Below are 26,649 nucleotides of genomic sequence, written 5' to 3'. Positions count from 1 at the left end.
AGAGAGGTTATTGTATAACAAAAAAAGCGTATGTCTCTAGGTTTGGCCGTCAATTTGACCATATAGCCGAAAACTTAATATTCAGAATCAGGCTGCGAAACACAGACTGTATGGGTAGTATGACAAAGTAGTGGACGATGTATAAAAAAGGTTCAGTTTCGTGGTGATAAGTTTATTTGCTCTAACAAAGTGTTGGTTGGTGTTGCTGTGTTCAAATTGCATTTCCGGTGTTCATTAACCTGACACTTTTCAGACAGGCATAGCGGGGGAGATATTCTATCAAGCCGATAAATTCGTTTTGTATGCTGTACGCGCGTAGCGGCGTTTCGGCAGGTAGGTTTTGATTGTGGCAAGCGGGTTGCTGTCCGAAACGCAGCTGTTTAATTTCGTTATTATTTAGATGTATTTCGGGTAGATGTTGCACTAAAGCATCGCATGGTAGCAGCAAGGTATCACGTTCGGTTTCGTTGAGTGCTTCCAGTGATTCGAGGGTATGGGTTTGATTGATGCTGAATCCCGCGGTTTCGGTTCGGCGCAGAGCGGTAAGGTGGGCGAAAGTGCCCATTTTTTTTGCGATATCTTCGCTGAGCGTGCGGATATAAGTGCCTTTGCTGCAACGTACGTCAATCACGGCCTTAGGTGGTGAAAATTCGGTAATTTCAATGCTGTGGATAATGATATCGCGCGGCTTGCGTTCTATCACAATACCTTTTCGGGCGTATTCGTAAAGCGGTCGGCCTTCGTGTTTGAGAGCTGAAAACATGGGCGGTACTTGGCGGATAGCGCCGGTTAACGCTGTGCAGGCAGCTTGAAAACCTTCCCTGCTTTCGGGTATGGGTGCAGTAGCGATAATTTCTCCTTCGGCATCGCCGGTGGTGGTGGCTTCGCCGAGTTTGAGCGTGGCGGTATAACCTTTATCGGCATCTAAAAGGTACTGGGCAAACTTGGTGGCTTCACCGAAACACACAGGTAAAAGGCCGGTGGCCAGTGGATCGAGTACGCCGGTGTGGCCCGCTTTTTCGGCATTGAAAATTCGGCGGGCTTTTTGCAGGGCGCTGTTACTGGAAAGGCCGGTAGGTTTGTCGAGCAGTAATACACCGTTGAGCTTGCGCTTTTTTTGCGGCTTGTTCATGCGTTGTTGGGGTGGCTGAAAAAAGAGGTGGATTATATCATCCCATAAAGTATAGTGCTGAAGCAGGAGATAGAATGGTTCAGCCTTTTGTTTCACTCGGAACAGTTTATTTCACGAGCTTCAGCCCTTTTTTCTTGGGTGTATCACCATCGGGCGGTGTGTCACTCTTGTTGGTCGGCGCGCTTTCGGGCTGCCAGGGCTCTACTTCAAAACCCATACCTTCACCGCTTTCGCGGGCGAAAATGCTCACGACATGGCCTACGGGAATCCAGATTTCATGCGCTACGCCGCCGAAACGTGCGGAGAAATGAATCCATTCGTCATCAATACTCACATTTGGGCTGGCGGCAGGGCCGATGTTTAATACGATTTCATTGTCGCGTACATATTGCATCGGTACACGCGTGTGTTCGTTGACCCATGCTACGATATGGGGCGTTTGGCTGTTGTCAACACACCATTCATAAAGGGCGCGGAGTAAATAAGGCTTGGTGCTGGTTGTCATACGGCTTTGTCCATTTAAAATAATTTAAAGCGGTTGAGTGGCTGCTTGAGAATGTTTCACCGTAATAGAAAGGGAAAGCCATGCTTTCCCTTGCGGTTGATTAACGGCGCATGGCTTTTTCAGCCGGAGTGAGCGCTTCGATAAAGGCCTCACGTTGGAAAATCCGCTCTGCATATTTTAATAATGGTGCAGCTGATTTACCCAATTTGATATCGTAATGGTTTAAGCGCCACAATAACGGGGCGATGGCTACGTCAATCATAGAAAATTCGTCGCCTAGAATGTATTTGTTTTTGTTGAACGCGGGGGCAAGCACGGTCAGGCCGCTGGTAATGGCTTCACGCGCTTTTGCCTGCTCTTTTGGTGTAGCTTCAGGGTCTTCCAAAACGTGAACATGGCTGAATAGCTCTTTTTCCAGACGAAACAATACCAAACGGCCTCGGCCGCGCATTACAGGATCTCCCGGCATCAATTGCGGATGTGGGAAACGTTCGTCGATATATTCGTTGATAATGTTGGATTCATGCAGAATCAAGTCGCGTTCCACCAAAACGGGCACTTGGTTATACGGGTTCATAATGGCCAAGTCTTCCGGCTTGTTGAACACGTCTACATCTTTGATTTCAAAATCCATACCTTTTTCGAAAAGCACAAAACGGCAACGGTGGCTGAACGGGCAGGTAATACCTGAATAAAGAATCATCATGTTGGAACGGCTCCTAAATATTTTTAAGGGGTGTGTTAGGAAAGAAAATATGAAGCAGTATAATATTTTTGCGGGAAAAAACCAAGAAAATGATGATAGTTCATTGTTTTTAAATGGAAAAAATGCCTGTCTGAAAGAATATTTCAGACAGGCATTTTTTAATTTGGCCAAAGCATTCTTTATAAACTCTGCCACCAGCCGGTGGCTACCCAGCATAATCCGACTACATTAATCAGCCAGATGATTAAGTGCAACACAGGAAAACGCAGCATGCTTATGCCTATGCGGTCTGAGGGGGAGCGAACGTGCTCGTTGAGAAATTCTTCTTTATCTTCCTGGCTGGAGGTAACCAGATTCATCCAGATGCTGCCCCACACGATGCTGGCAAGAAACCAGATAACCAATAGGGCGGCCAAGGCAATTTTGATTGTGCTCATGTGTATTCGGTGTATTTGTTGGGAGGTTGTTTATAAGGATAAGTGTTGGATTGCTTGAAATGCCTGTCTGAAAAAAGGGTTTCAGACAGGCTTTGTTGTTTCAAACTGTTTTCGGTGCTTCGTCGAATACTTCCTGCCACAGCTTTTTCACTGCTTGATAATGCGCCGACAATTCTTCACCAGCTTCGATTTTTTCTACATCGCGTAATTTTCTATCGTGTTGCAGTTTGCGGAAAAAGCGGTAGGCGCGGCGGCTGAGACGTGCGGATTCTTGATCAATCAGGCCGTGTTCGGCGGCAATGCGCAAAAGGGCGATGTTGCCGTAGTTTTCCAGCAAGGCGGGGCAATGGCGTGATTGGGCGAGAATCAGGTATTGCACAATGAATTCTACATCAACTATGCCGCCGCGCGCATACTTTACATCACTGTCTAGCGGAGGGTGGGTCGGAAACATTTTTTCGCGCATTTCAATGATTTCGTTGCGCAGTTTGTCGGCGTTGCGCTCCTGGGTGAGTATGTCGCGGCGGATGCGCTCAAAAGCGTTACCGATTTCGGGTGAACCGGCGATATAGCGGGCGCGGGTGAGGGCTTGGTGTTCCCACGTCCAGGCGTTTTCGTGTTGGTATTTTTCAAAGGCGGCCACGGTGTGGGCGAGAAAGCCGCTGTCGCCGTTGGGGCGTAGGCGCAGGTCAACATCATAGAGCGTGCCGGCACCGGTGCTGCCGGAGAGCCAGGTGGTCAGCCTGCGGGCGAGGCGGGTGTAGGTGTCGGAAGCGTCGGGATGCGGGTCGTCGTATAGGAAAACCAGATCGAGGTCGGAGGTGTAGCCCAGCTCTTTGCCGCCGAGCTTGCCGTAGCCGATGATGGCGAAGCATGGGGTGTCGGTATGGGTTTTCGGCATGTCGCGCCATGCGTGAATCAGGGTTTGGGTGAGGATGATGTCGGCAATCAGGGAAAGCTCGTCGCTGAGGGCTTCCACTTTCCATAAGCCTGCCAAATCCTGCACGGCTAAGCGGAAAGTTTGCGCATGTTGGAAATGGCGCAGCGTGTCCATTTTATTTTCCGTGTCGTCGCAGGCTTCGAGGGTTTGGGCGAGCTCCGCGCTAATTTTGGGCCAGTCTTGCGTCTGCACCATTAATTGCGATGAAAGCAGGCCGTCAAGCAAAACGGGATGACGTTGCAGATAATCGGCCACCCATGAGCTTTGGCTCATGATTTCGGCAAGTTGCTGCAATTGTTTGGGATATTCATGCAGAAAGGCAAGATATGAGGAACGGGTGCTGACGGTTTCGAGAAAATCGAGCAGTCGGAACAGGGTTTGGGTGGGGTTGCTGCATGTTTGGGCGGCGGCGATGATTTGCGGCACTATGGCATCGAAGCGGTGCAGTGCGCGGGCGGACAAGTGGCGGTATTTGCTGCCTTTTTTTAGTTGTGCGAGCCGTGCGGCAACGCTGTCGGCATCAAAGCCGAGTGAGGCGAGCTGCTTATGCTTTTCGGCATCGTCGCCGCCTTCGTACCAGAGTGCGGCAAATTCTTGGGCTTCTTCGTTTTGTTGCTCTTCGGGCTCGGCAAGCACTTGCTCGAAGGTTTGGTTGACGAAGCGGCGGTGTTGGCGAAGCCTGTCTGAAAACGCTTCATAATTGTCAAAGCCTATGCTTTCGGCCAGCAGTTGCTGCTGTTCGGGCTGCTGCGGCAAGGTTTGGGTTTGCTGGTCGTCCCAGTATTGCAAGCGGTGTTCGATGTCGCGTAGGAAACGGTAGGCTTCCAGCAGGCGGGCAACGGTTTCGCTGCTGAGAATGCTTAATTCTTCCAGCTTTTTCAGGGTTTCCTGCGTGCCTTTCAGTTGCAGGGCACGGATTTGGCCACCGCGTATCATTTGGAAAATTTGGGCGATGAATTCGATTTCGCGTATACCGCCTGCGCCGAGTTTGATGTTGTCGGCCATATCCTTTTTCTGCACTTCGCGGCGGATTTGCCGGTGCAGTCCGCGCATGGCTTCATAGGCGTTGAAATCCAGATATTTGCGGAATACAAAGGGGCGTACGAGTGCGGCAATATCGTTGGGGTGCGGTGTGATTATGCGGCCTTTGCACCATGCGTAGCGCTCCCATTCTCGGCCTTGTGTGATAAGGTATTGCTCCAATGCGGTTTCGCTGAGCACGAGCGGGCCACTGTCGCCGTCGGGCCGCAGGCGCATGTCTACGCGGAACACTTGGCCGTCGGCGGTGATGTCGTTTAACAAGGTGATTAATTTTTGGCCGACTTTGGTGAAGAATTCCTGATTGGTGCGTTCGCGTTTGCCGTTGGTGTCGCCGTTTTCGGGGTAGATGAATATCAGGTCGATGTCGGAGGACACGTTCAACTCATAGCCGCCGGCTTTGCCCATGGCCACAACGCTCAAGTGTTGCGGTGTGCCGCTGTATCGGCCGATCGGCGTGCCGTACATATCTTGATAGTAGGCGTAGGCGTAGTTTAAGGCTGTGTTCACGGCGAATTCGGCAAAGCGGGTGATGGTGCCGGTTACTTCGTTCAGATCGCTGATACGGTTTATATCGCGGATGAGGATGTGCGCCATCACATAACGACGAAGAAGCCGCAGCTGACGCGCCAGCTCTGCTTCATTTTCATCGTGTTGCAATTGTTCCCAATCAGCGAATGCATAAAAATCGGCAGCGTCGAGCGGGCGGGAAAGCAGAGGGTTCAGAACCTCGGGCTTGAGGTTGCCGTTATCTAGATGACGGGAAAGATATTGTGAGTAGCGGCGGGCGGTTTCGATGGCAGACATAATGATTTATGGTTTTTTCAGATAGGCATTAAGCAAATATAGTATCAAATGCCTGTCTGAAAAACCACTTTGGTTTTATAATGGCAATTAATAATAAAGGCTGCTCACGGGCAGATAATCAGATTGCAAAATGATGAAACAAAAACAACGATTTTTATTGATACAAATGATGCACCACGGCGATGTCCTGCTTACCACGGCTGTGGCCGATGCGTTGAAAGTAGCGATGCCTGATTGTTATGTGGACATGCTGGTGTATAAAGGGATGGAAGACGTTTTAATCGATAATCCTTTGATTTCTCAAGTTCATACCATCGATCGTGCTTGGAAGAAACAGGGCAAGCTATTTCATATCCAAAAGGAAATTGCTTTACTCAGGTGGATTCAGGTACAAAATTATGATGCTGTTCTGAATTTCTCCAACCGTTGGCGTGCCGGTCTGATTACTAAATTCAGTGAAGCGGAACGCGGTTTGTCGTTTAACTGGCATAACCGACGCAATGCACTTTGGCGCAAATTACATACGGATCTGACCGAACCGCATAGCATGGATATGCATACGGTTGATGACAATCTCAGCCTGCTGGCGCCTTTGGGGCTGGATCTGAAATACTATAAGCCGCAAGTGCGCATGGGTATTTCCGAAGCTTCGCGAAGAAGCTTGGAGCAGAAACTGCAAGACCGGGGTTGGCGCGGTGAAGATTATGTGTTGGTGCATCCCGGATCGCGCTGGTTTTTCAAATGCTGGGAAGACGATAAAACAGTCGAGCTTTTGAAAAAACTGTTTGATTCAGGCTGCAATGTGGTGCTTACTGCGGCACCTGATGCGCGCGAACATGCGATGTTGGAATATTTGCAATCTCAAATTCATATTGTTTTGCCGCAGAAATTGTGGGTGCTTGACGGTGTGTTGACTTTGCGTGAACTCGCCGCCGCCATTGACCGTGCAAAGCTGTTCATCGGCGTGGATTCCGTGCCCATGCATATTGCTGCGGCGCTTGATAAGCCCCAAGTTGCGTTGTTCGGCCCCAGTTGGGTTAGCCGCTGGCGGCCTTATTCAGATCGCGCAGAAGTGGTGTGGGCGGGCGATTTCGGCGAATTGCCGCATCCGAACAGCATTGATGTGAACACTAGCAAGCGTTATTTAGGCAATATTCCGGTAGATGCTGTGTGGGCGGCGGTAGAGCGGCAAATGCCTATCTGAAAAATACTAGGCTGATTATTAAGCACAATGCCTGTCTGAAAGCAGAAAAAGCTTTTCAGACAGGCATTGTGTTTAATGAAAGATTTATACGGAAGCTTCTTCTGTTTCATTCAATTTTTTCAATAATTTTTCCGATTTGTCGGGATCATCGTTGCGCATTACTTTACCGATTTCAGTTTCCAATTCATCAATATTGCTGTGCAGCACCACGTCTTTGACCGCCAGCAGGTTGGTAGTATTCATGGAGAAGCGGCGCAGGCCGAGACCGAGCAGGAGGCGTGTAAAATCGGTATCGCCGGCCATCTCGCCGCATATTGATACAGATTTGCCGATACGGTTGGCGGTGCGGATGATATGTGCCAACAAGCGCAATATTGCCGGATGGGCAGGTTGGTAAAGATAGCTGACGCTGTCGTCGCCGCGGTCAACCGAAAGCGTGTATTGAATCAAGTCGTTCGTGCCGATGGAAATGAAATCCACATATCTGAGCAATGTAGCAGTGGTCAGTGCGGCGGCGGGAATTTCAATCATGCAGCCGACTTCTACTTCCTGCCATTTTTCACCCCGTTCGGTCAGCTGTTTTTGTGCGGTTTCCAGATGAATAAGACATTGTTTTAATTCTGAAACTGAGGCAATCATCGGCCACATGATTTTTACCGGGCCGTGTACGGCGGCGCGCAGGATGGCGCGCATCTGGGTGCGGAACATCACGGGTTCGGCCAGGCACAGGCGGATACCGGTTAAGCCGAGGGCAGGGTTGGGGTTGCCGTTGGGCGTACCGTGTTGGCCAAACCAGCGCGGGTTTTTATCTACGCCCAAGTCAACGGTACGGATGGTAAGCTGCTTGCCTTTGAGTTTTTTGATAATGTCGCTGTAAACCTCGTATTGCTCATTTTCATCTGGCAAGGTGTCGCGGTTGAGAAAAAGAAATTCGCTGCGGAACAGGCCCACGCCGTCGGCGCCGTATTTATGCAAGGCTTTGATGTCGTCGGCCGATTCTATATTGGCAAGTAGTTCGATATCGACGCCGTCTTCGGTGGTGGCGGCAGTGTCTTTCAGCTTGCTGAGTTGGCGTTGGCGGCTGCGGTATTCGCGCAGTTTGCGCCGGTATTCGGCGATTACGAGGTCATCGGGCGCGATAATCAAAATGCCGTTGATGCCGTCTACGATAACCCATTCGTTTTCACTAATCAGATTGCGGGCGTTACGCAGGCCGATAACGGAAGGAATTTCCAAGCTGCGCCCTAAAATAGCAGTATGGCTGGTGGGGCCGCCGGCGTCGGTAACGAAAGCAGCAACGCGCTGTTCTTTGAAATGAACGGTATCGGCAGGGGAGATGTCTTGGGCAATCAGGATGGTTTCGTCGAGCAAGTCGGGGCTGAGGTTTAGCTCGTTGCTCTGGCCGATAAGGTTGTTATGGATGCGTTCCACTACTTGCAGCATGTCTTGTTTGCGCCCGCGCAGGTATTCGTCTTCGATGGCGTCGAACTGGCGGCTGAGACGGTCGGTTTGGATTTTGAGCGCCCATTCGGCATTGATGTGTTCTTCTTCAATGATGTCTACCGGTTCGCGTGATAAGGTCACGTCGGTCAGTAGCATCAGGTGCAGCGAGATGAACGCACCCAGCTCGGTAGGGGCGTTTTCGGGAATGCTGCTGCGCAGTTGCTCCATTTGCCGGCGGGTTGCTTTGATGGCAGATTCGTAGCGGGCGGTTTCTGCCGGAATGTCTTCGGGCTCCAGATTTTGCTGCGGCACTTCACTCATGCCGCGGGAGAGGAGATGGGCACGGCCTATGGCGATGCCTCTGCCGGCAGCTACACCATGTAGGACGATGCTCATTTTATTCTCCTTCGCCGAAATAGTCGTTTATCAGGTTAATCAATGCCTGCATAGCGGCTTGTTCGTCGGCACCGTCGGTTTCCAGCTCGATAACCGTGCCTTTGGCTGCGGCCAGCATCATGAGACCCATAATGCTTTTGCCGTTGACTCGGTGCCCGTTTCGGCTAACCCATACTTCGCTTTGAAAGCCGGAAGCGGTTTGGGTGAATTTGCTGGAAGCTCGGGCGTGTAAACCGAGTTTGTTGATGATTTCGACGGATTGTTTGATCATAGTGAGCAGACTCCTCCATGTGGTGAGGTAATGTCGATAATGCCGTTTATGGCGGCTTGTTTGACTTTTGCGGTAAATTCGGCCAAACCGATACCGCTGTTGGAATGTTGGATGGCTTTTATCATCATGGGCACGTTAAGTCCGGTGAGCATGGCGATTTTGTCGGGGATAACGAGTTTGCGCGCGGCATTACAGGGCGTGGCACCGAAGATATCGGTTAACACGAGCACACCTTGGTCGGCATTGATTTCTTCCATCAACCGGTTGATTTGCCGGATTACGTCGTCGTGGTCTTCGCTATTCTTTACGCCGAGCAGGCGGATGTTATCGGGAATGTCGGGGAAAAAATGGTGCGTTAACGCGCGAAATGCATCATCAAGTGATTCATGGGTGAGGATGATAACGCCTATCATATTGTGTATTCCTTGTTGCGTTTCAGACAGGCATTTGACCTGGAAACTGTTTTATCGTCTTTAAGCGGAAATTATAGCCGAAAAACGTGATAGCCAGTGTAAAGCGGGCTGATTCCGCAGCAGTTGGTTAGGGATTTCACAGCATATAACGGGACTAAAGCAAATGCCTGTCTGAAAGGGCTGCTGTGATGATGCGCACGTTTTTCAGACAGGCATTGTAATAAAAAGCAGGTTAATCTTGCTTTAAAGCGTAGATTTCACCGAGGTTGCGCCATGCGCCGGCGGCATCCATGCCGTAGCCGAACACATATCGGTCGGGTACGTTGAGGCCGACGTAATCGGCGCTGATGGGTTTTTCTTTGCTGATCAGTTTATTGGCAAATACGGCTGCGAGGCAGCTGGCTGCGCCCATTTCCAGCAGTTTGGTTTTGATGGCAGCCATGGTGTGGCCTTCGTCGAGAATATCGTCGAGCACAACAATATGGCGGCCGGCAATAGCATCTGCTTCGGGCATGCGTTTCCAGTTGAAATTGCCGCCTTGCAGTTTGTCGCCGTAGCGGGAAACATGCACATAATCGAAATCAAGCGGGAAGTGCAGAAGCGGCAGAAGCTGGCCGCTGAACACGACGGCGCCGCCCATTACGGGAAGAATCAACGGGTATTTGTCGCTCAGGTCGCGGGTGATCTCTGCGGCGATTTTATGTAATGCGGCGCTGCATTCTGCGGCATTGAACAATAAATCGGCATTGTCGAGCAGGGATTGGGTTTGGAGGCGTTTGGTTTCGATATCCATTGTGTTTGATTGCGCTTAATTCGATTGAAAAGCATATTATAATCGCGTTTTATTTTTTCACGCGATATTTTGTCATGCAGGATAGATTTGCTTCTTTGGAAGATTTGGATGCGCCGGAAACATTGGCTTTTGTGAAACAGGCGCATGAGGAAACGCTTGCGCGCTTTGCACAAACGCCGGAATTTGAACGCTTGAAAGCCGATATTACAGCGCAATTGCAGGATGAGCGGCAGATTCCGTTTTGCCAAGAGCATCGGGCGCGAATGTATCACTTCCACCAGAACGCGGAGTATCCGAAAGGCGTATACCGCGTATGTTCCGCCGCTTCTTACCGGGCAGGTATGCCCGATTGGGAAATTTTGTTTAATGTGGCCGATTTCGACGCTGTTTTGGGCGACGATGTGTATTTGGACGGCGTGTCGCATTATGTGGAGAACCCGCAGCGGGTTTTGCTGAACTTGAGTGTGGCCGGCGCAGATACGGCTTATACCTTGGAATTTGATCTTGCCAAACGTGCGCTGGTGGAAGGCGGCTTTCATTTTCCTGCAGGCAAAAGCCATATCACATGGCGGGATGAAAACAGCGTTTGGGTTTGTCCGGCTTGGGATGAGCGCCAGCTTACGGTTTCAGGCTATCCGCGGCAGGTTTGGTTGATGGAGCGCGGCCAGAGTTTTGAGGAGGCGTTGCCGGTTTATCAGATGGATGAGCGCGGTGTGATGGTGCATGCGTGGCGTTATTTGGATGCGCAAGGTGCACCGGTTGATTTGATCGAAGCAGGTACGGGTTTTTTCACCAAAGATTATTTTCAGGTGGATGCCGAGGGCGAAGTGCAATTGCTGGCGTTACCGAAAGATTGTGAAATTGTCGGCTATCTGGCCGGGCAGCTTATGGTGCAACTGCGCACGGAATGGAAGCGGGCCAATCAGGCCTATCCGGCAGGTGCGTTGCTGGCAGTGAAATTGAATAGGGGAGAACTGGGCGCGGCGCAATTGCTGTTTGCGCCGGATGAGAATCAGGCCGTTGAAAGTGTGGAAACGACCAAGCGCTTTGTAGTGGTGAATTATCTGGATAAGGTCAATGCCTGTCTGAAAGCATGGCGCTATATCGGAGGCGTATGGCAGGAGCAGGCATTGCCTGAGCTGCCGTGCGGTGCGATGGAAATGACCGACCAGCCGTGGGGCGGCGATGTGGTTTATCTTGCAGCCAGCCACTTTACGACGCCGCTAACCCTGTTTGCATTGGATTTGAATGTGATGGAGCTGACGGTTTTGCGCCGCCAGCCCAAGCAATTTGATGCAGCGGGGATTGAGATTAACCAGTTTTGGGCAAAATCGGCCGATGGAACTGAGATTCCTTATTATTATGTGGGTAAAGCCGTTTCACCCGATACGCCTACTTTAATCTATGTTTACGGTGGGTTTGGTATGCCGGAGTTGCCGCATTATTTGGGCACAATGGGGCGGCATTGGCTGGAAGCGGGCCGCTCGTTTGTGGTGGCGAATGTGCGCGGCGGCGGCGAATTCAAGCATTGGCATGCTGCTGCGCAAGGTAAACACAAACACCGTAGCGTGGATGATTTGTTGGCCGTTGTGCAGGATATATGTGCACGAGGTTTATCTTCTGCTCACCGGATTGCTTTGCAAGGCGGCAGTAATGGCGGCTTGGTTGTGGCGTCTGCTTTCGTACGTGAGCCGCAGAGCATGGGTGCATTGGTATGCGAAGTGCCATTAACCGATATGTTGGGTTATACGCAATGGTCGGCAGGTGCAAGCTGGATTGAAGAATACGGCGATCCTGAAAACGAGCTTGACCGCCCGTTTCTGCAAGCGCTTTCACCTTATCATAATTTGAGCGGGCATATTGCCTATCCGCCTGCATTGGTTACCACCAGTTTGAGCGACGATCGCGTTCACCCTGCTCATGCCTTAAAGTTTTATGCAAAACTACGTAGCATTTCCCCGGATAGTTGGCTGTATGCGCCTTCCGGAGGCGGTCATACCGGCAATGGAACACAAGAAGAAACAGCGGAAGAGTTGGCTTGCGTGTTACGGTTTTTGGAAACGGTTTTGGTTGGCGGCAAAGCAGCCGTATAGAGCGCAGTCGAATCCCATGATTCAGACAGGCATTTTACTGACAATGCCTGTCTGAAAATTGGTGCATTAATAAACCAAATTGAAAAGGCCGATGCGTGTGCGCAAGCCCCAATAGCTGCTGATGCCGGAAGTGCTGTGCAGTATCTTGCCGTTTTTCAGCAAAACGATAGTAGGCGTAACGGCGATTTGCCATTGCTTAGCAAGCAAGCCTTGAGGATCGCTTACCGTATCAAACTGCAAATTGTGTTGGTGTAGATATTGGCGTACTTCCTCGTCGCTGCCGGAAGACAGTGCCACGCTCAATACGGGTATCCCATTAGCCCGCAGTTTTTCAACTGTGGGCGAGGTATGCTTACAGATGCCGCACCATGAACCCCAGAAATACAAAACAGCTACATGGTCTTGGCTAAACTCGGCTAAAGTGATGTCGTGTTGTGAAAGTGTAAGAAGGGCCTGTTGAGCAAAATTTTCCGGTTCTTTTGGTTTGCGCCACCAGTCAAGTGAAATGGAAATGAGTAGGATAAATACAAGTAGCTTTAACCCTTCTTTTAACCAAGAGTACCATTTTTTCTTTTGCATAGAACGATGCCTGTCTGAACACGAAAAAGCAGGCTAAGTGCCTGCCTTTGGAGTTATACGTACTTACTTTTTAATGACGCGGGTGTAAATCATCAAAATAACTACTGCAGCTAAAGTAGAAGCAATCCAGCCTGCAGGTTCGCCCATTTTATACATGCCAACCGATTGACCTACCCAGCCTGCCAACAATGATCCGCCGATACCCAGCAGTGTAGTCATAATCAAACCTAAATTATCACGGCCGGGGTGTAAAAATTTAGCCAATACACCGATGATAAAGCCAATAATAATGGTAGAAAGCATTTCTTATTCCTTAATTTGATGTGAATGAAAGCTTTATATGAGGCTGGTAGTGGATTTTTAAAGGGTTGGTTGGAATTTTGTTATGACTGTAAAACTTAATATTTTCTGAGGTGTTGCTTTATTGGCTTAAAGAAAACGATTTTGTAAGCTGTTAAAGTAGCAACCAAATCAGTCTTACATTACCTGTATGGTCTGCGACTTGCTGCCTTGTATTTCTGAAAATAACTTTTTCAGACAGGCATTATTGTGAGTAGGCGGTGTTTTGATAAAAAGCCTGCAGCATAGCATGTATGCTGCAGGCTTTTTATCCAACGTCGGGTCTGTAAACAGATTAACGTTTAGAGAATTGTTTCGCACGGCGTGCTTTGCGCAGACCCGGTTTCTTACGCTCAACTTCACGGGCGTCGCGGGTAACGAGGCCGGCTTGAGACAGAGCGGGTTTCAAAGCTGCATCATAATCGATCAAAGCACGGGTAATGCCGTGACGGATAGCGCCGGATTGGCCGGTTTCGCCACCACCAGTTACATTAACTTTGATGTCAAATGCTTCCGCATTTTCAGTCAAAACCAAAGGCTGGCGAACAACCATGCGGCTGGTTTCGCGAGCGAAGAATTCGTCAACAGGGCGGCCGTTTACAGTGATTTGGCCGGTGCCTTTTTGCAGAAACACACGAGCCACTGAACTTTTGCGGCGGCCTGTGCCGTAGTAGTATTTACCGTTCATGTCTCGTCCTTAGATTTCCAAAACTTTAGGTTGTTGCGCAGCGTGCTGATGCTCAGAACCTGCATAAACTTTCAATTTTTTAATCATGGCATAGCCCAGGGGACCTTTTGGCAGCATGCCTTTTACTGCTTTTTCTAAGGCGCGGCCCGGAAATTGCTCTTGCATTTCGCGGAAAGTGCGCTCATAGATACCGCCAGGGAAACCGGAGTGACGGTAGTATTTTTTGTCTTCGTGTTTGGTACCGGTAACGCGTAATTTGTCTGCGTTAATAACAATAATGTAATCACCGGTATCTACGTGGGGAGTGTATTCTGGCTTATGTTTGCCACGCAAACGGCTAGCAACTTCGGCTGCAACGCGACCCAGAACTTTGTCTTCTGCATCGATTACAAACCACTCGCGCTTAACCTCATGCGGTTTAGCTGAAAAGGTTTTCATGAGGAGTAATCCAAATAAATATATAGAAAGCTACCGATTTTAAAGAGAAAACGAACGTCTGTCAATTTTATTGATGTTATGCAGCAGAGAAGTGTTTGGGAGTAGAAAACCTTGTTGTTTTTGATAGCTATGAAACTGAATATTTCATGATGTGTGGTTTTGCTTTGACGAGTTACTCGTATTGTTTGCGGATCATTACCTTGTATAAATTTAATGCCGCAGTTACAAGTAGGTTTCTCGGGATTACGGGAAAATATAAAAACACCGTCTAGGCGGTGTTTGGTGTGGGGATCCCCGCTGGTGCCGTTTTTAAGGCTCAATCCGCTTGAACCTTGTCAGACAAGGTGGTCTCCTCGGACAGCTTCGGGTGCATTCCAATAGAAAGAACGCTCGCGCCCACTGTAAACTCCCGGAAACCTTAAGCGAACTTATTGGTTCAAAGGAATGTATGCCTTAGCGAACACCGCAGGGAAGAAGAGGTTTGCTGTTTATTCTTGCGTGTTTGGCAGCTTGGCCAATGCGCGTTCGGAAACTTGTAGCATGTCATTTATTTTACGCTCAAATTCGCCGATTGCCAAACCATTCTGCATCGACATTTTTAATAGATCGTGCACAACATTTAATGCGGCCATGATAAGAATTTTATCACTCTCTACGATTTTGCCGCTTTCTTTAACGGTTTTGATTTTTTGGTTTAATAAATCAATGGCTTGTATTAGTGTTTCTTTTTCTTCTGCCGGCGCGCCGATTTTGAACTGGCGAGACATGATGTCAACGTCAACTTGAACAATTTGATTCATTTGCGCATTTCCTTTCAGGATTCTACCGGCAGGCGCGCTAAGATGGCGCGGATTTGGTCGGCATTTTGAACTAATAAGTCACGATATTGCTGATTTTCAAAGATTAGGCTGTCGATTTTGCTTTGTAAATCTTCTTTCAGTTTGTTGACTTGTACCAATAATGCCTCACTCAGTTCGTCAATCGCTGCTTCGTGTTGTTGATCCGACTTAATTTGTTCGTCTTTTAGACGTTGAACTTCTTCTGTGAGCCGCTTGTTTTCTCCAACAAGCGTTTCAAATTTTTGGGCCAGCTGGTAAACGTTGACCTCTAGTTTATCTAAGGGTTGTTCCATAGTGCATGCTACCGTTTGATTTTGTGAAAGGATAGTGTGGAGTGTTATGCATGTCAATAATGCCTGTCTGAAAGCTTGTTTTTCAGACAGGCATCAGGTTTTGGCTTTGCAAAAAACGTTATTCGGATTTGGCTTCACGTAGCATCAGGCGTGCTGCTACTTCTTGTACCGGAAGCTCTTTGCGGATCAGTTGGTAAAGCGTTTGGGTAATCGGCATGTCGATTTGGTATTTGCAAGCGGTTTCAAATACTTCGTCAATGGTGGGTACGCCTTCTGCCACATGGCCGATTTCGGTTAATACTTCATGCAGTTCTTTCCCTTCGGCTAAACCTAAGCCGACTTTGCGATTGCGCGAAAGCGCGCCGGTACAGGTTAGGATTAAATCCCCCATGCCTGCTAACCCCATCATGGTTTTTTGCTGTGCGCCCATTGCAACGGCCAGGCGGGTAATTTCGGCCAAGCCGCGGGTAACCAGTGCGGCGCGGGCGTTCAGGCCGTATTGCAGGCCATCTGACAAACCTGTGGCTATAGCCATTATATTTTTTACTGCACCGCCAACGGCAACGCCTATTACGTCGGTGTTGGCGTATAGCCGCATGACATTGGTGTTTAATTTGGAAACTAAATCGTTAATCCATGCTTCATTTTCAGAAGCTAAAACTACTGCACAGGGTAACTGCTTAGCCAGCTCTTGGGCGAAGCTCGGACCTGACAAAACACCGATGTGTTGATTATCGGGCAATACTTGTTGTACTACTTGGAAGGTTAACAAACCGGTGTCAAGTTCAAAGCCTTTACAGGCTGTGATGATGGGAAGGTGTCCTGCATTGTGTTGTTTTAAAAGTTCGACACTGTCACGTAAGCCGGCAACGGAAGTGGTAATGAGGACAAGCTCGCTATCTTGTAGGGCTTCGCCTAAGTCGGTATGTGCGGAAAGATTTTCGGGGAGGGTGAAGCCGGGCAGATAGCGTTTGTTTTCTCTATCTTGCTTCATAGCTTCTTGATGGGCGCTGTTGCGCGACCATATGGCAACTTGGTTATTATGTAGTGCAAAATGGATGGCTAGTGCTGTGCCCCATGCTCCGGCACCAATGATGGTAATTTTCATCGTTTTTCTCTTTGGTAGAAATTGTTTGAACTTTAAAACATGCTTGAAGATGCTGCAAGGGTAAAGTGTTTTAAAAGGAACTACTTTTCAGACAGGCATTTTGTTTGATGATGAATTAAAGTTTAAGGCCGCACTGAGTTTCGGGAAAGACTGGTGCGGCCGTGTAGTATATTGCTTTAAGTTTTAACCTTCGAATTTTTTGAATACGAGAGTGCCGTTGGTGCCGCCGAATCCGAAAGAGTTGGAAATGGCTGCGCGAATCGGCATCTCACGGGCTTGGTTGGCGCAATAATCTAGATCGCAACCTGCTTCAAAGTCTTGATCGAAGAGGTTTATGGTGGGCGGAGAAACTTGGTTGTTGACTGCCAATACGCTGTATACTGCTTCTACGCCGCCTGCTGCGCCGAGTAAGTGGCCGGTCATGGATTTGGTAGAATTAACCACCAAATTTTTGGCGTGTTCGCCAAATGCCAGTTTCAATGCGTTGGTTTCGTTGGCATCGCCCAATGGTGTTGATGTGCCGTGTGCATTAACGTAATCAATGTCGTTTGGATTTAAACCGGCATCAGCCAAGGCGCGAGTTACGGCAAGCGCAGGGCCTTCTGCATTGGGCGCGGTAATGTGGTGTGCATCGGAACTCATGCCGAAACCGGCCAGTTCTGCGTAGATTTTGGCGCCGCGTTTTTTTGCATGTTCCAATTCTTCCAGAACCAGAATGCCGGCGCCTTCACCCATCACAAAACCGTCGCGGCCTTTGTCCCAAGGGCGCGATGCGGTTTTGGGGTCATCATTGCGGGTAGAGAGGGCCTTCATTGCGGCAAAGCCACCCATGCCGAGCATGCAGATTGCGCCTTCGGCACCTCCGGCAATCATTACATCGGCATCGCCGTATTGAATGATGCGCGCGGAGTCGCCGATTGCATGGGCGCCGGTTGTACATGCGGAAACCATACCGTAACTTGGCCCATGGTAGCCTGTAAGGATGGTAACGTGGCCGGCAATCATGTTGATCAGTGAACCCGGGATAAAGAATGGGTTGATTTTACGCGGGCCGTCGGCAGCGACAACTCTGCCGGTAGCTTCGATGCTGGGTAAGCCGCCGATGCCCGCGCCAACGTTAACGCCCACACGCTCTTTGTTTAGATTAGGTGTGTCGTTCAGGCCGGCATCTGCAATGGCTTGTAAGGAGGCGGCTATGCCGTAGTGGATAAATGCATCCATGCGGCGGGCTTCTTTGGCGCTGATGTATTGGTTGATGTCAAAGTTTTTTACTTCGCCGGCAATTTGGCTGCTTAATTCTGATGCGTCAAAGCGTGTGATGACATCGATACCGCTTTGACCTGCCAAAAGGTTTTTCCATGCTGTTTCTACATCGTTACCGATAGGTGATACTTGCCCTAGGCCTGTGATGACCACTCTTCTCTGGCTCATAAATCTTCCCGTTTCTCTAAGTTGTCCCGAGTGTTTGGATGGGGTGTCTTGAAAGGTCAAAAGCCCCTTTGTGCAGACAGGCCGCGCAACAGGGGCTTTTGGGGAAAGCTGCCAGGTTCAGGTATTTTGGGTGAGACTGGAGGCTTTCCGGAATATTTCAACTACGCGATTAGCCGTTGTGGGCGTTAATGTAATCAATCGCCAGTTGCACGGTAGTGATTTTTTCTGCTTCCTCATCAGGAATTTCGCAGCCGAAAGCTTCTTCCAAAGCCATAACCAGCTCTACAGTGTCCAAAGAATCTGCGCCCAAGTCGTCTTGGAATGAAGATTCGTTTTTCACTTCGTCTTCGCTTACGCCCAGTTGTTCAGCAACAATTTTTTTAACTTGTTGTTCGATGTTTGACATGTTTGTTTATCCTTAATTTGCCTTGTGGCGGGTTAATTGAAAACTTTAATAACCGGTATTTTTGTGTTTTACCGAATCGGGCCGGAGTTTTCTGTCGAAATTCAGGGTGATGTGGCCCTAATAGGATTAGGCGGCATACTAGCATAGGGTCATTTTGACTGACAAGGATATTTTTGAATCCTTACATTCACGCATCGGAGCCTGTATGTTTTGTTGCTATATTAAGGTAATTAAAGGGGTTGGGATTGGTTGGTGAAATTGTTAAAGATGCCTGTCTGAAGGTTTTTTCAGACAGGCATTTGTGATGGTGCTTCGAATAAATTAATCAGCGGGTTATGTGAGATTGTTATTTTTCAGTTGATAAACTAGTGTTTTAAAATTCATGAGTGTCATGAAGAAAAGCAAGCTTTGGGTTTTATTTTAAAGCTTGCTTTTGGTTTTGATATGAATAATTTATGTGAGAGGGTTTAGAAGTTTTTCAAATGCATCTTCGAATTGCTTTAAACCGTCTTCCTGTAGACGTGTTGCCAGTGCTTCAAGGTCGATGCCTAATTGTGCGGCTTCTTCCAACTGTTGTTTGGCCTGTCCGGTATTGTCGGTTAGAGTGGCTTTGGCAGTGCCGTGGTCGATAAAGGCTTTGAGAGTGGCATCTGGCACGGTGTTAACGGTTTGTGCGCCAATCAGGCTGTCTACATATAAGGTGTCGGGGTAGGCCGGATTTTTTACGCCGGTGGATGCCCAAAGCAACTCTATGCGGTTGGCACCTTGCTGCTGCAGCTTGGTGAATTCCGGATTGCTGAAATAGGCCTCCCAATCCTGATAAGCAGCTTTTGCCAGGGCAATGGCGATTTTGCCTTGTAGGTGTTCGGGCAAGGTAGGATCTAGTGCGCTGTCTATACGGGAGAGGAAAAAGCTGGCAACGACATGAATTCGGTCAACTGGCAATCCTGCTGCTAAGCGTTGTGCGATGCCTTTGGCGTAGGCAGTGTAGGCTTTCAATGTTTGGGCGCGTGAGAAGAGCAGGGTGAGGTTGATGCTGATGCCTGCGGCCACAAGTTCGGTTAATGCTGCCAAACCGGCATCGGTAGCAGGCACTTTAATCATGACATTGTCGCGTGCAATGGATGCGTGCAATCGTTTGGCTTCAACAATAGTGCCTGCGGCATCATGAGATAAGTCCGGTGCAACTTCCAAGCTGACAAATCCGGTTTTGCCGCCTGTGGAACGGTATTCAGACAGGCATACGTCGCAAGCGGCTTGCACGTCCGCGATGGCCATGGTTTCATAACGCGCTTTCGGGCTGAGGTTTTGTGTTTTTAATTTGGCTATATCTTCTGCATAAAGCGGGTCGCCGGAAAAGGCTTTTTGGAAAATGGCAGGATTAGAGGTTACGCCGCATACACCTTGTTGCAGCATTTGTGCCAATTCTCCGCTCTGGATTAATGAACGGGAGAGATTGTCGAGCCAAATTTGTTGGCCTAATGCTTTAACGTCCGATAAAATAGTCATTTTGTATGTTTCCTTAATAATAGGCCTTTAGGGATGATTAACAGTTAATTTCTACAGGCTATAAAAATCCTAACTCGAAAAAGTGAATTTGGATAGCACTATATGATTAAAGGGCATTATGGAAAATAAGTTTTAATTATGGAAAATGGTCAAACATTATGAACAGTAATCAAGAAAATTATATTGAATGGGCGCGTGAAGTATTGCGGATTGAAGCGGAAAGTTTGAAAGAAATTGCTGCTTCGCTAGACGAACATTTTGTTGCAGCAGTAACGACTGTATTGAATTGCACGGGTAGGGTTGTGGTATCAGGTGTGGGCAAATCCGGCCACATCTGCCGTAAAATTGCTGCAACTTTAGCCTCTACCGGCACACCTGCTTTTTTTGTGCATCCTGCGGAGGCGGCGCATGGCGATTTGGGCATGATTGTTGATGGAGACGTGGTTATCGCGGTTTCAAATTCGGGTGAGAGTGATGAAATCGTTACTTTGCTGCCCGCGCTCAAACGTAAAAAAATCGGCCTGATTTGTATCACTGCCAATCCGAAATCGACTTTGGCGAGAAATGCAGACGTACATATCACGGCAACAGTATCGAAAGAAGCCTGTCCGCTCGGTTTGGCGCCCACTTCCAGCAGTACGGCGGCTTTGGCTTTGGGCGACGCTTTGGCAGTGGCGCTGCTCCGTGCACGCGCGTTTACGCCTGATGATTTTGCTTTGAGCCATCCGGCCGGTAGTTTGGGTAAACGTTTGTTGCTGCGTGTGGCGGATATCATGCGAACCGGTGAATGCTTGCCGGTTGCGAAAACAGATACTTTATTGCGCGAAGGTATTTTGATTATGAGCGCAAAAGGCTTGGGCATGGTTGGCATTGTGGATGATGAGGGAAAAGCATTGGGCATCTTTACGGACGGTGACTTACGGCGTGTGTTTGAAAAGCATCAACAGGTCAATAATTTGACTTTGGGCAACGTAATGCACACTAATCCGAAAACTATTTCGGCGGAGAAGTTGGCAACCGAAGCAATTAAAAGTATGCAGGAATTGAAAATCAGCAGCCTTTTGGTAGCAGATGAGGCGGGCAGGCTGGAAGGTGTGGTTACCATGCATGATTTATTGTTGGCACGTATTGCTTAACGAATTTAGCTATAGTCAATCAACTTCAATTGTGCTACGTCGTTACTGCGCCTCAGCTCAAAGAGAACGGTTTTGTAAGCTGCTGAAGCAACAACAAAATCAGTCCCGTACTACCTGTACTGTCTGCAGCTTGTTGCCTTGTATCAAAAATGTGTTGATTGACTATATGCCTGTCTGAAAAAGAAAGAATATTAAATATGACAAATTTATCCCCTGAAATTCAAGAGCGTGCCGCCAAGATTAAATTATTGATTATGGACGTTGACGGTGTGTTGACTGACGGGCGGATTTTTATCCGTGATAACGGAGAGGAAATCAAATCGTTCCACACTTTGGATGGGCATGGTCTGAAAATGTTGCAGCAAAGCGGTGTGCAAACGGCGATTATTACCGGCCGCGACGCACCTTCTGTTGGGGTGCGCGTAAAGCAGATTGGTATCCAACATTATTACAAAGGCATCCACGATAAAAAAGCAGCTTATAATGAACTGCGTTTGGTAGCAGGCGTCGAAGAGTATGAGTGTGCGTTTATCGGTGATGATGTGGTGGATTTGCCGGTCATGGTTCGCTGCGGCTTGCCTGTGGCAGTGCCTGAAGCGCATGATTTTGTATTGCAGCATGTTGCTTATGTCACCCGCCGTCCGGCAGGGAAAGGGGCTGTGCGTGAATTGTGTGATTTGATTATGCAGGCACAGGACACTTTGCAATCGGCATTGGAAGAATATATCAAATGATTATTAAGTTTCGTTCGGGTTGGCTGTTTCCTTTGGTGCTGGCCGTCGTGTTGGGCGGTCTCAGTGCATGGCTCGGCAGGATTAGTGAGGTACAGATGGAGGAAACCAAGCTAAACCCAAACGAACCGAAATATGAGATGCAGGGCCTTTCCGGGAAACGCTTTGACGAGTCGGGCTTTATCAAAGAAAACCTCAGTGCTGTAAAGGCATGGCAGCTGCCGGACAAAGACGAAGTGATGTTTGCAGAGCCGGATTTGTCAATGTTTAATCAAGGTCGGCAGATTTATCATGTAACCAGCAAAGACGCCCGCTATGATACTGAAAAGCGGCAGGTTTATTTTGAGAATGATGTGGTGCTGACGAAAGCGGCTGAGGCTGGAAAACCAGCCGGCATGCTGAAAACCAGCCGCATTATTATCGACACACAAACTGAAAATGCCCGCACTGATGCCGAAGTAGAATACCATTACGGTCAATCGCACGGCACGGCAAACGGCCTGACTTATGATAATGAAAAGGGCATATTGAATCTACCCTCACGAGTGAAAGCCATTATTTATGATCCAAAAAATCCTTAAAACCGCGGCCATTACGGTTATTTTGGCGGCGGCACCTGCTCATGCTTTGGAAAGTGACCGCAACAAGCCGATTGAAATTGAGGCTGACCAAGGTACGCTTGATCAGAAAAATCAAACAACCACATTCAGTGGAAATGTGATTATCAAACAGGGCACACTGTATATCCGTTCAGGTAGTGTTACCGTATCGAAAGATGCAAGCGGCAATCAATTTATGAAAGCCAGCGGCAACCCCGTTAAATTCGGCCAGCAGCTTGATAAAGGCGGTAAGGTCGACGGACAGGCTAATAATGTGGAATATGCATCGGATACTGGTGTTGTGCGGCTTGTCGGTAATGCCAAAGTAACCCGAGGGGGCGACAGGGCTGAAGGTGAGAGCATTGTTTATAACACGCGAACCGAGGTTTATACTGTCAGCGGTAGCAAAGCAGTTTCAGGTAAATCCGGCAAGCGCGTTACCGTTGTAATACAGCCCACTCAAAAATAAACGGATGCCTGTCTGAAAATACAGGGAACCAGAGTTTTTTCAGACAGGCATTATGATATGCCTGTTTGAAACAATCATTTGAAAGACATAAGCCTAAACACGAGATTTTATGGAACAAGCACACAGCAGCCTGGTGGTTAAAAGCCTGCAGAAAACGTTTAAAAAGCGCCAAGTCGTCAAAGATTTTTCGCTGGATATCAACAGCGGTGAAGTGGTCGGCCTGCTCGGCCCCAACGGCGCCGGCAAAACAACCAGCTTCTACATGATTGTCGGTTTGATTGCTGCCGATACAGGCAGCATCGTGCTCGACGGCCAAGAATTGCGCCACATGCCGATATACGAGCGCGCCCGTTTGGGTTTAGGTTATTTGCCGCAGGAAGCATCCATTTTCCGCAAAATGACCGTGGAGCAGAATATCCGCGCCATTTTGGAAATTAACACCAAAGACAAAGCCGAAATCAACCGGTGTTTGGATCAGATTCTGGCGGATCTTAACATCGAGCGGCTGCGTGAAAGTCCGGCACCTTCTTTATCGGGCGGTGAGCGTCGGCGTGTCGAAATTGCCCGTGTGTTGGCGATGCAGCCGCGATTTATCCTGCTGGATGAACCATTTGCAGGTGTTGATCCGCTGGCCGTTATCGATATTCAAAAAATCATCGGCTTTTTGAAAGCGCGCGGAATCGGGGTATTGATTACCGACCACAATGTGCGCGAAACCCTGCGTATATGTGACAGGGGATTCATTATCAGTGAAGGTAAAGTGCTGGCAACAGGAACACCGGAAGAGTTGGTTAACAACGAACAGGTCAGAGAAGTTTACTTAGGCGAAAACTTCGATTATTGATATCAAACAAGAAGAAAAAAACAAAGGTAAATATAATCAAATTGTTGAAATATAATAGTGCCGCATGATGCGGTATTTACCGCCTGTCATCCTACCGGTTATTGTTTCAATGATTTAACAATAAATTCTTAAACCACAACAAAAATATTTCCAAAAACAACGGAAACCACATTATGAGCGTCCAATCTTTCCATCTCAAACTGAAGCAAACGCAGCAGCTCAACCAGACCATGCAGCAATCTTTGCGCGTTCTGCAAATGTCCGGTATTGAGCTGGAGCGCGAGGTGGATGACTGGCTGCAAGATAATCCGCTGCTTGAGCGGAGTGAAACACCTGAAGCGCCGTTAGAGCAAAACACTGTTTCCGCCACGGTTGGCAGCCGCAACAAAATCAGCGGTGATGATGCGGAAGATATTTGGGCAACCATTGCCGAGGAAGAGGATTTTATCGAGTATTTGCACAAGCAAGTCTGCGAACACCCTCTAACGCAAATTGAAGCGGCGCGCGTTCATATTCTGATAGATTTTTTGGATGAGCAAGGCTACCTGACAGACAGCATTTCCGAAGTGATTGATCATTGTCCGCTTGAGTGGATGTTGGATGAAGACGAAATGCGTGAAGCGCTTGATCAGTTGCAAACATTCGATCCCCCCGGAGTCGGTGCGGCAAGCCTGATGGAATCTTTGCTTTTACAATTGCAACGCCTGCCTGCCTCACCCGCAAGGCAATGTGCGGCGAAAATTGTGCACATGCATTTGGATGATTTAAGTAAAAGTGTTCAACAGAACATAGCAAAGCTGAAAAAGCATTTTCCTGATTACGACATGGCAGTCATCCAAACCGCGCTTGATATGGTGGCGCAGCTGAATCCTTTTCCTGCTTACGGTTTTGCATCTGCCGAACCTACGTCTTATATTCAACCCGATGTGATTATCAAAGAAGATAAAGATGGTAAGTGGGTGGTGCAAAGTAACGAGGCGGCATGGCCGCGTATTCAGATAAACCGTGAATTAACCGATGCGCTGAAAGAAGAGAGCGGTGTGGATTCAGTATGGCGTGAAAAAATCCAGGAAGCGCGCCAGAAAGTGGAAAGTTTGGAGCTGCGTAAAAGCACGGTATTGAGGTTGGCCGAATATATTGTTGAGAAACAGGAAGACTTTTTTGTGTTCGGAGAAATCGGTTTAACCCCTATGCTTTTAAAAGATGCCGCACGGGAATTGGATGTTGCCGAAAGCACGGTATCCCGTGCGGTAAATCAAAAATATTTGTCTTGCCCGCGTGGTCTGTTTGCGCTACGCTATTTCTTTACCCATGCTGTATCGGCTGATGAAAGCGGTGAGGGCGTCAGCCAAGGTGCGGTTAAAGCCATGCTGGCGCAATTGATTGCTGGAGAGAATAAGAAAAAACCCTATTCAGACGAAGCCATTAGCAGTTTGCTCAAGCAGCAGGGAGTGGATATTGCCCGCCGGACAGTTGCTAAATACAGAGAGACATTGGGTATTCCGCCAGCAAGTCAGCGAAAAGGATAAACAGCTTCAAACATATTTTTAAAGAGCAGCCCTGCCGGGTTGTTCACTATTAACCGAAGGAGTAAAACTTATGAATCTCAAAATCAACGGTTTAAATTTTGATATTACTGAAGCAATTAGAAATCACGTTGAAAGCAAACTTGAGCGCATCAACCGCCATGCCGACAATTTGATTACGGTAACTGTCACCCTTTCGGTAGATAAGCTGCAAAACAAAGCCGAGGCTCATGTGCATTTGGCCGGTAAAGATTTACATGTCGAGCAGATTGATAACACGGATATGTATGCTGCAATTGATGTGTTGATGGATAAACTGGATCGTGCCATTCTGAAACATAAAGAAAAAAGCAATGATGTGCGCTCAGCACCTGCACCGGTTCCGGAAAATGATTAAATCATATTGAATTGAAATACCTATTGATGCCTGTCTGAATGTTTCAGACAGGCATTTTATTTTTCTTTAGTGCTTTGCCTGAATCCAATCATCAGGCCGGGAAATTCCACTATAATGTGACAACCAGTAATGCCTGTCTGAAACATTTATGAAACTCATTTTTTTCCTATTAAAACTTATCAGTCGCCTGCCTTTTCCAGTGATTCAGAAAATCGGCTCCATAGTTGGAAAAATCAGTTATTACGCCGTACCGCGTCGCAGAAAAGTCGGATTGGTTAACTTGGAAAAATGTTTTCCTGAGTGGACTCAAGAGCAGCGTTACATCATTTTGAAACAGCATTTCGAGCATATGGGCAAACTTTTAGTGGAGTATGGCCTGTATTGGTATGGCGATGCAGGCAGGTTGAAATCGCTGGTGCATTATCAGGATAAGCAATATTTGGATGACGCACTATTGTCAGGCGAAAAAGTGATTCTGCTTTATCCGCATTTCACTGCGTTTGAACTGGCCGTATATGCTTTAAATCAAGATGTGCCGCTGATTAGTATGTATTCCCACCAGAAAAACAAAATGCTTGATGAGCAAATTCTCAAAGGGCGGCATCGTTATGACAATGTCTTCTTGATAGGGCGCACGGAAGGGTTGCGCGCCATCATTAAAGAGTTGCGCAGAAGTGATGCGCCTTTTCTGTATTTGCCTGATCAGGATTTTGGGCGGAAAGATTCTGTTTTTGTGGATTTTTTCGGCATTAAAACGGCCACTATTGCCGGGTTGGGCAGAATTGCCGCAATGACCGGCGCTAAAGTGATTCCCGCCATTCCTATACGGCAAGATGATGGTACTGTTGTGTTGCGTTTTTACCCTGCTTGGGAACATTTCCCTGAAGGCAGTGCGGAAGCCGATGCACAGCGTATGAATGATTTTATCGAAGCACGCGTCCGTGAAAACCCGGCTCAATATTACTGGCTGCACAAGCGTTTTAAAACCAGGCCGGAAGGTGAGGCGGATTTTTATCGATAAAAAAATATTGCCGAATAAAGTTTTGGAATGTTTTAGATTATTGAAAATAAATATAGTGATGATGCCTGTCTGAAGCTTTCAGACAGGCATTGCTACATTAGGTTACATTTATAACATA

At 48.1% G+C, this 26,649-nt stretch carries 29 protein-coding genes and 1 other RNA gene; 10 read left to right on the top strand and 20 right to left on the bottom strand.

Going from position 1 to position 26,649, the window contains the following annotated elements; genetic code table 11:
• Positions 1 to 211: 211 nt before the first annotated feature.
• From truB to glnE, 5 genes are all read right to left on the bottom strand, one after another.
• The gene (truB, locus tag HMPREF9370_RS10375; RefSeq protein WP_040667184.1) at positions 212 to 1,132 is read right to left on the bottom strand and encodes a tRNA pseudouridine(55) synthase TruB; all 921 of its coding nucleotides are present in this window, start codon (positions 1,130 to 1,132) and stop codon (positions 212 to 214) included.
• 106 nt (positions 1,133 to 1,238) lie between these two features.
• The gene (locus tag HMPREF9370_RS10370; RefSeq protein ID WP_009117458.1) at positions 1,239 to 1,637 is read right to left on the bottom strand and encodes a ClpXP protease specificity-enhancing factor; all 399 of its coding nucleotides are present in this window, start codon (positions 1,635 to 1,637) and stop codon (positions 1,239 to 1,241) included.
• 100 nt (positions 1,638 to 1,737) lie between these two features.
• Positions 1,738 to 2,343 carry a glutathione S-transferase N-terminal domain-containing protein gene (locus HMPREF9370_RS10365; RefSeq protein ID WP_040667176.1) on the bottom strand — a complete coding sequence of 202 codons (606 nt, stop codon included), beginning with the start codon at positions 2,341 to 2,343 and terminating at the stop codon, positions 1,738 to 1,740.
• A 179-nt stretch (positions 2,344 to 2,522) separates the two neighbouring features.
• The gene (locus HMPREF9370_RS10360; protein WP_009117456.1) at positions 2,523 to 2,780 is read right to left on the bottom strand and encodes a hypothetical protein; all 258 of its coding nucleotides are present in this window, start codon (positions 2,778 to 2,780) and stop codon (positions 2,523 to 2,525) included.
• A 100-nt stretch (positions 2,781 to 2,880) separates the two neighbouring features.
• Positions 2,881 to 5,565, bottom strand: coding sequence for a bifunctional [glutamate--ammonia ligase]-adenylyl-L-tyrosine phosphorylase/[glutamate--ammonia-ligase] adenylyltransferase (gene glnE / locus HMPREF9370_RS10355; protein ID WP_009117455.1), 2,685 nt, complete (start codon positions 5,563 to 5,565; stop codon positions 2,881 to 2,883).
• 130 nt (positions 5,566 to 5,695) lie between these two features.
• Here glnE and rfaQ point away from each other — a divergent pair, with 130 nt between their 5' ends.
• The gene (gene rfaQ, locus HMPREF9370_RS10350; protein ID WP_009117454.1) at positions 5,696 to 6,769 is read left to right on the top strand and encodes a putative lipopolysaccharide heptosyltransferase III; all 1,074 of its coding nucleotides are present in this window, start codon (positions 5,696 to 5,698) and stop codon (positions 6,767 to 6,769) included.
• Positions 6,770 to 6,853: 84 nt separating this feature from the next.
• Here rfaQ and ptsP read toward each other — a convergent pair whose 3' ends face one another.
• From ptsP to HMPREF9370_RS10330, 4 genes are all read right to left on the bottom strand, one after another.
• Positions 6,854 to 8,608, bottom strand: a complete 1,755-nt coding sequence (gene ptsP, locus HMPREF9370_RS10345) for a phosphoenolpyruvate--protein phosphotransferase (RefSeq protein WP_009117453.1) — start codon at positions 8,606 to 8,608, stop codon at positions 6,854 to 6,856.
• Position 8,609: 1 nt separating this feature from the next.
• On the bottom strand, positions 8,610 to 8,879 hold the full coding sequence (locus HMPREF9370_RS10340) for an HPr family phosphocarrier protein (RefSeq protein WP_009117452.1): 270 nt from the start codon (positions 8,877 to 8,879) through the stop codon (positions 8,610 to 8,612).
• The gene (locus HMPREF9370_RS10335; RefSeq protein WP_009117451.1) at positions 8,876 to 9,292 is read right to left on the bottom strand and encodes a PTS sugar transporter subunit IIA; all 417 of its coding nucleotides are present in this window, start codon (positions 9,290 to 9,292) and stop codon (positions 8,876 to 8,878) included. The genes HMPREF9370_RS10340 and HMPREF9370_RS10335 overlap by 4 nt, the downstream gene beginning before the upstream one ends.
• Before the next feature lie 232 nt (positions 9,293 to 9,524).
• A complete protein-coding gene (locus tag HMPREF9370_RS10330) occupies positions 9,525 to 10,085 on the bottom strand; it encodes a hypoxanthine-guanine phosphoribosyltransferase (RefSeq protein WP_009117450.1) in 561 nt (186 codons plus the stop codon).
• A 74-nt stretch (positions 10,086 to 10,159) separates the two neighbouring features.
• Between HMPREF9370_RS10330 and HMPREF9370_RS10325 the strand changes: the two genes are divergently transcribed.
• Positions 10,160 to 12,178, top strand: coding sequence for a prolyl oligopeptidase family serine peptidase (locus HMPREF9370_RS10325; RefSeq protein WP_040667660.1), 2,019 nt, complete (start codon positions 10,160 to 10,162; stop codon positions 12,176 to 12,178).
• Between the two features lie 66 nt (positions 12,179 to 12,244).
• Here the strand turns inward: HMPREF9370_RS10325 and HMPREF9370_RS10320 are convergent, their stop codons facing one another.
• The 11 genes from HMPREF9370_RS10320 to tal form a co-directional block, all read right to left on the bottom strand.
• Positions 12,245 to 12,757, bottom strand: a complete 513-nt coding sequence (locus tag HMPREF9370_RS10320; RefSeq protein WP_009117448.1) for a protein disulfide oxidoreductase — start codon at positions 12,755 to 12,757, stop codon at positions 12,245 to 12,247.
• Between the two features lie 63 nt (positions 12,758 to 12,820).
• Positions 12,821 to 13,060: a GlsB/YeaQ/YmgE family stress response membrane protein gene (locus HMPREF9370_RS10315; RefSeq protein WP_009117447.1), complete on the bottom strand. Its 240-nt coding sequence runs from the start codon at positions 13,058 to 13,060 to the stop codon at positions 12,821 to 12,823.
• Positions 13,061 to 13,391: 331 nt separating this feature from the next.
• Positions 13,392 to 13,784 carry a 30S ribosomal protein S9 gene (rpsI, locus tag HMPREF9370_RS10310; RefSeq protein ID WP_009117446.1) on the bottom strand — a complete coding sequence of 131 codons (393 nt, stop codon included), beginning with the start codon at positions 13,782 to 13,784 and terminating at the stop codon, positions 13,392 to 13,394.
• Positions 13,785 to 13,793: 9 nt separating this feature from the next.
• Entirely contained in the window at positions 13,794 to 14,222 is a 429-nt protein-coding gene (gene rplM, locus HMPREF9370_RS10305; RefSeq protein WP_009117445.1) for a 50S ribosomal protein L13, read from the bottom strand.
• A 287-nt stretch (positions 14,223 to 14,509) separates the two neighbouring features.
• A non-coding RNA gene (ssrS, locus tag HMPREF9370_RS11875) (6S RNA) lies at positions 14,510 to 14,697 on the bottom strand.
• A gap of 13 nt (positions 14,698 to 14,710) precedes the next feature.
• The gene (locus tag HMPREF9370_RS10300; RefSeq protein WP_009117444.1) at positions 14,711 to 15,022 is read right to left on the bottom strand and encodes a cell division protein ZapA; all 312 of its coding nucleotides are present in this window, start codon (positions 15,020 to 15,022) and stop codon (positions 14,711 to 14,713) included.
• A 14-nt stretch (positions 15,023 to 15,036) separates the two neighbouring features.
• Complete coding sequence (locus tag HMPREF9370_RS10295; RefSeq protein WP_009117443.1) at positions 15,037 to 15,354, bottom strand: hypothetical protein; 318 nt, start codon at positions 15,352 to 15,354, stop codon at positions 15,037 to 15,039.
• A 118-nt stretch (positions 15,355 to 15,472) separates the two neighbouring features.
• Positions 15,473 to 16,462 (bottom strand): NAD(P)H-dependent glycerol-3-phosphate dehydrogenase, encoded by a 990-nt coding sequence (locus HMPREF9370_RS10290; RefSeq protein ID WP_009117442.1) that lies wholly within the window; start codon positions 16,460 to 16,462, stop codon positions 15,473 to 15,475.
• A 183-nt stretch (positions 16,463 to 16,645) separates the two neighbouring features.
• Entirely contained in the window at positions 16,646 to 17,893 is a 1,248-nt protein-coding gene (gene fabF / locus HMPREF9370_RS10285; RefSeq protein ID WP_009117441.1) for a beta-ketoacyl-ACP synthase II, read from the bottom strand.
• 169 nt (positions 17,894 to 18,062) lie between these two features.
• Complete coding sequence (acpP, locus tag HMPREF9370_RS10280; protein ID WP_009117440.1) at positions 18,063 to 18,299, bottom strand: acyl carrier protein; 237 nt, start codon at positions 18,297 to 18,299, stop codon at positions 18,063 to 18,065.
• Between the two features lie 453 nt (positions 18,300 to 18,752).
• On the bottom strand, positions 18,753 to 19,808 hold the full coding sequence (tal, locus tag HMPREF9370_RS10275; RefSeq protein ID WP_009117439.1) for a transaldolase: 1,056 nt from the start codon (positions 19,806 to 19,808) through the stop codon (positions 18,753 to 18,755).
• Between the two features lie 158 nt (positions 19,809 to 19,966).
• Between tal and HMPREF9370_RS10270 the strand changes: the two genes are divergently transcribed.
• From HMPREF9370_RS10270 to HMPREF9370_RS10235, 8 genes are all read left to right on the top strand, one after another.
• Positions 19,967 to 20,944, top strand: coding sequence for a KpsF/GutQ family sugar-phosphate isomerase (locus tag HMPREF9370_RS10270; protein WP_009117438.1), 978 nt, complete (start codon positions 19,967 to 19,969; stop codon positions 20,942 to 20,944).
• Between the two features lie 197 nt (positions 20,945 to 21,141).
• A complete protein-coding gene (locus tag HMPREF9370_RS10265; RefSeq protein ID WP_040667174.1) occupies positions 21,142 to 21,678 on the top strand; it encodes a KdsC family phosphatase in 537 nt (178 codons plus the stop codon).
• Positions 21,675 to 22,256 carry an LPS export ABC transporter periplasmic protein LptC gene (lptC, locus tag HMPREF9370_RS10260; RefSeq protein ID WP_009117436.1) on the top strand — a complete coding sequence of 194 codons (582 nt, stop codon included), beginning with the start codon at positions 21,675 to 21,677 and terminating at the stop codon, positions 22,254 to 22,256. The genes HMPREF9370_RS10265 and lptC overlap by 4 nt, the downstream gene beginning before the upstream one ends.
• On the top strand, positions 22,237 to 22,743 hold the full coding sequence (gene lptA / locus HMPREF9370_RS10255; RefSeq protein WP_009117435.1) for a lipopolysaccharide transport periplasmic protein LptA: 507 nt from the start codon (positions 22,237 to 22,239) through the stop codon (positions 22,741 to 22,743). The genes lptC and lptA overlap by 20 nt, the downstream gene beginning before the upstream one ends.
• A gap of 109 nt (positions 22,744 to 22,852) precedes the next feature.
• Entirely contained in the window at positions 22,853 to 23,587 is a 735-nt protein-coding gene (gene lptB, locus HMPREF9370_RS10250; RefSeq protein WP_009117433.1) for an LPS export ABC transporter ATP-binding protein, read from the top strand.
• A gap of 173 nt (positions 23,588 to 23,760) precedes the next feature.
• On the top strand, positions 23,761 to 25,116 hold the full coding sequence (gene rpoN, locus HMPREF9370_RS10245) for an RNA polymerase factor sigma-54 (RefSeq protein WP_009117432.1): 1,356 nt from the start codon (positions 23,761 to 23,763) through the stop codon (positions 25,114 to 25,116).
• Positions 25,117 to 25,186: 70 nt separating this feature from the next.
• Positions 25,187 to 25,510: a ribosome hibernation-promoting factor, HPF/YfiA family gene (gene hpf, locus HMPREF9370_RS10240; protein WP_009117431.1), complete on the top strand. Its 324-nt coding sequence runs from the start codon at positions 25,187 to 25,189 to the stop codon at positions 25,508 to 25,510.
• Between the two features lie 148 nt (positions 25,511 to 25,658).
• Positions 25,659 to 26,531 carry a lipid A biosynthesis lauroyl acyltransferase gene (locus HMPREF9370_RS10235; RefSeq protein WP_009117430.1) on the top strand — a complete coding sequence of 291 codons (873 nt, stop codon included), beginning with the start codon at positions 25,659 to 25,661 and terminating at the stop codon, positions 26,529 to 26,531.
• Positions 26,532 to 26,649 lie beyond the last annotated feature (118 nt).

It is taken from the genome of Neisseria wadsworthii 9715, from assembly GCF_000227765.1.
GTDB lineage: Bacteria > Pseudomonadota > Gammaproteobacteria > Burkholderiales > Neisseriaceae > Neisseria > Neisseria wadsworthii.
The sequence above is the reverse complement of the archived record's forward strand: the minus strand, read 5'-3'. Positions and strand labels throughout refer to the sequence as shown.